A 3,452-nucleotide genomic window follows, 5' to 3' on the forward strand; every position below is an offset into this window, starting at 1 on the left:
CGCCGAGACACCGCCCATCGTCGGGTCGGTCAGCACGCTGATGTAGGGCAGCTTCGCCTTGGCCAGCAGCGTCAGCGACGCATTGGTCTTGGCCATCTGCATCAGGCTCAGCAGGCCTTCCTGCATGCGCGCGCCACCGGTGGCCGCGAAGCTGACGAACGGCACCTTCTGCTCGACCGCGGCCTCGACGCCGCGCACGAAGCGCTCGCCGACCACCGAGCCCATCGAGCCGCCCATGAAGTCGAACTCGAAGCAGGCGGCCACCAGCGGAATGCTGAGCACCGCACCGCCCATCACCACCAGCGCATCGGTCTCGCCGGTGCTCTCCAGCGACTCCTTCAGCCGCTCCGGGTAGCGCTTGCTGTCCTTGAACTTCAGCGCGTCGACCGGCAGCACCTCCTGGCCGATCTCGTAGCGGCCTTCGCCGTCGAGGAAGGCATCGAGCCGCGCGCGGGCGCGGATGCGGTGGTGGTGGCTGCACTTCGGGCAGACGTTGATGTTCTGCTCGAGGTCGCTCTTGTAGAGCACGGTGTCGCACGACGGGCACTTGATCCACAGGCCTTCGGGCACCGTGCGGCGCTCGCTCGGGTCTGTCTGCTGCATCTTCGGCGGAAGCAGTTTCTCGAGCCAACTCATGCGGGAGCTCCTTTCAGGGTATCGAGGGCGGCACGGATCTCGGCGATGAACGCCGCGGCCGCGGGGACGACATTGTCGCGCGTCTGGGTTTCAAGCAATTGCACGATGCGGGATCCGATGACGACCGCATCCGACACCCTGGCGACCGCGATGGCCGTCTGCGCGTCGCGGATGCCGAAGCCTACACCCACCGGCACCTGCACGTGGGCCTGGATCCGCGGCACCATCTTGGCCACCGCGTCGGTGTCGAGGTGGCCGGCGCCGGTCACGCCCTTCAGCGACACGTAGTAGACGTAGCCGGTCGCGATGCGGCCGACGTCTTTCATGCGCTGTTCGGTGGAGGTGGGCGCGAGCAGGAAGATCGGGTCGAGCTGCTTCGCCTTCAGCCGGGCGGCGAAGGCCTCGCATTCCTCGGGCGGGTAGTCGACGACCAGCACGCCGTCGACGCCGGCCTCGGCGGCATCGCGCACGAACGCACTCTCGCCGGCATCCGCGCCATGCAGCTGGTCATAGCGCTCGATCGGGTTCGCGTAGCCCATCAGCACCAGCGGCGTCGTCGTGTTGCGGGCCCGGAAGCCGCGCACGTAGTCGAGCACCTGCACCATGCCGATCTTCTTCGCGAGCGCCCGCTCGGCGGCCTTCTGGATCACCGGGCCGTCGGCCATCGGGTCGGAGAACGGCACGCCGAGCTCGATCACGTCGGCGCCGGCCTCGGCCATCGCGAGCATCAGCTCGACGGTGGCATCCGGGTACGGGTCGCCGGCGGTGATGTACGGGATCAGCGCCTTGCGGCCTTCCTTCTTCAGCGCATGGAAGCGGGTGGCGATGCGGCTCATTGCGCCCCCTTCACCGTCTGGCCCGCCTGCGAGGGCTGGGCGTAGACCTTGTCGCCCGACAGGTCGGCGACGGTGCCGATGTCCTTGTCGCCGCGGCCGGACAGGTTGACGAGCAGGTGCTGGTCGGGGCGCATCGTCGGCGCGAGCTTCATCGCGTGCGCGACCGCATGCGACGACTCCAGCGCCGGGATGATGCCCTCGGTGCGGCACAGGTAGTGGAAGGCCTTCAGCGCCTCGTCGTCGGTGATGCCGACGTACTCGGCGCGGCCGGTGTCCTTCAGGTAGGCGTGCTCCGGACCGACGCCCGGGTAGTCGAGCCCGGCGGAGATCGAGTGCGTCTCGATGATCTGGCCGTTCTCGTCCTGCAGCAGGTAGGTGCGGTTGCCGTGCAGCACGCCGGGCGAACCGGCGCTGAGGCTCGCGGCATGCTTGCCGGTGTCGAGCCCCTGCCCGGCCGCCTCGACGCCGATCAGCCGCGTGCCGGCATGCTCGATGTACGGATAGAAGATCCCCATCGCGTTGCTGCCGCCGCCCACGCTGGCGATCACCGCGTCGGGCTGGCGGCCGGCGAGCTCGGGCATCTGCACCAGGCACTCGTCGCCGATCACGCGCTGGAAGTCGCGCACCATCGCCGGGTACGGGTGCGGGCCGGCCACCGTGCCGATGATGTAGAAGGTGTTCTCGACGTTGGTCACCCAGTCGCGCAGCGCCTCGTTCAGCGCGTCCTTCAGCGTCTTGGAGCCGCTCTCCACCGGCACGACGGTCGCGCCGAGCAGCTTCATGCGGTAGACGTTGGGCGACTGGCGCTTCACGTCCTCGCTGCCCATGTAGACGACGCACTCCATGCCGTAGCGCGCACAGATCGTCGCGGTGGCCACGCCGTGCTGGCCGGCACCGGTCTCGGCGATCACGCGCGGCTTGCCCATGCGGCGCGCGAGCAGCGCCTGGCCGATCGTGTTGTTGATCTTGTGCGCGCCGGTGTGGTTCAGGTCCTCGCGCTTCAGGTAGATCTGCGCGCCGCCCAGTTCGCGGCTCATGCGCGCGGCGTGGTAGACCGGGCTGGGCCGGCCCACGAAGTGCTTCAGTTCGCTCTCGTATTCGGCCTGGAAGGCCGGGTCGCGCTGCGCCTCGGCATAGGCCGCCTTCAGTTCATCGAGCGCGTGGATCAGGGTCTCGGCGACGAAGGTGCCGCCATAAGGCCCGAAATGCCCGCTGGCATCGGGCTGCTGGTATTTCGACATGGATTGACTCGCTTCAGGTGGGAGTGGCAGCGATGCGGGCGTCGGCTTCGCGCACGGCATCGCAGAAACGGCGGATGGCCCAGGCATCCTTGATGCCCTTGGCGCTTTCAACGCCGGAACTCACGTCAACGGCCCAGGGCCGCACCCGAAGAATTCCTTCGATCACATTTCCGGCATGCAACCCACCAGACAAAACGACTGGAGAGCGCACGTTTCGAGGAATGAGTGACCAATCAAAGACCTTTCCGCCTCCACCATACCCGTCGACATGAGCGTCGAGCAGCAGCCCCTGGGCGTGCGGGTACTGAGCGGCGAAGTCTAGCAAATCGAAATCCCCCGACATGCGTGCGGCCCGCAGGAACGGGCGGCCGGCGGCGGCGCACTCGGCCGGCGTCTCGTCGCCATGGAATTGCAGCAGCAGGCTGGGGATCGTGGCGGTCGCGCGCTCGATCAGCGACGGCGCGGCATTGACGCACAGCACCACCGGCGTGACGAACGGCGGCAGGCGCTGCGCCAGTTCGGCCGCGCGCTCGACGCTCACATGCCGCGGGCTGCGCTCGTACAGCACGAAGCCGATCGCATCGGCGCCGGCCGCGACGGCCGCATCGACATCGGCCTCGCGCGTCAGGCCGCAGATCTTGATTCGGGTGCGCACGCTCATGCTTCGAGGCTCGCGCCGCCGGGGAGCCAGTCCATCGGCGGCGTGTGCGGGGGAATTTCGAAGCGCGCATCGTAGTAC

Annotated in this window: 4 protein-coding genes; all 4 read right to left on the reverse strand. The window is 68.3% G+C overall.

Going from position 1 to position 3,452, the window contains the following annotated elements; translation table 11 throughout:
* The coding region (locus tag AC1D01_RS25775) for an acetyl-CoA carboxylase carboxyltransferase subunit beta (protein WP_477871421.1) at window positions 1–636 on the reverse strand (636 nt) is incomplete at its 3' end.
* Window positions 633–1,472: a tryptophan synthase subunit alpha gene (gene trpA / locus AC1D01_RS25780; protein ID WP_477871423.1), complete on the reverse strand. Its 840-nt coding sequence runs from the start codon at window positions 1,470–1,472 to the stop codon at window positions 633–635. The genes AC1D01_RS25775 and trpA, both read right to left, overlap by 4 nt.
* Window positions 1,469–2,713: a tryptophan synthase subunit beta gene (gene trpB, locus AC1D01_RS25785; protein WP_477871425.1), complete on the reverse strand. Its 1,245-nt coding sequence runs from the start codon at window positions 2,711–2,713 to the stop codon at window positions 1,469–1,471. The genes trpA and trpB overlap by 4 nt, the downstream gene beginning before the upstream one ends.
* Window positions 2,714–2,726: 13 nt before the next feature.
* Entirely contained in the window at window positions 2,727–3,374 is a 648-nt protein-coding gene (locus AC1D01_RS25790; protein WP_477871427.1) for a phosphoribosylanthranilate isomerase, read from the reverse strand.
* Between the last annotated feature and the right edge of the window lie 78 nt (window positions 3,375–3,452).

Source organism: Rhizobacter sp. P3_B12 (genome assembly GCF_056402895.1).

What these genes read in the sequence shown, in the direction of transcription:
- trpA (WP_477871423.1), bottom strand. Translation starts at nt 1,472, where the DNA reads ATGAGCCGCATCGCCACCCGCTTCCATGCGCTGAAGAAGGAAGGCCGC.
- trpB (WP_477871425.1), bottom strand. Translation starts at nt 2,713, where the DNA reads ATGTCGAAATACCAGCAGCCCGATGCCAGCGGGCATTTCGGGCCTTAT.
- AC1D01_RS25790 (WP_477871427.1), bottom strand. Translation starts at nt 3,374, where the DNA reads ATGAGCGTGCGCACCCGAATCAAGATCTGCGGCCTGACGCGCGAGGCC.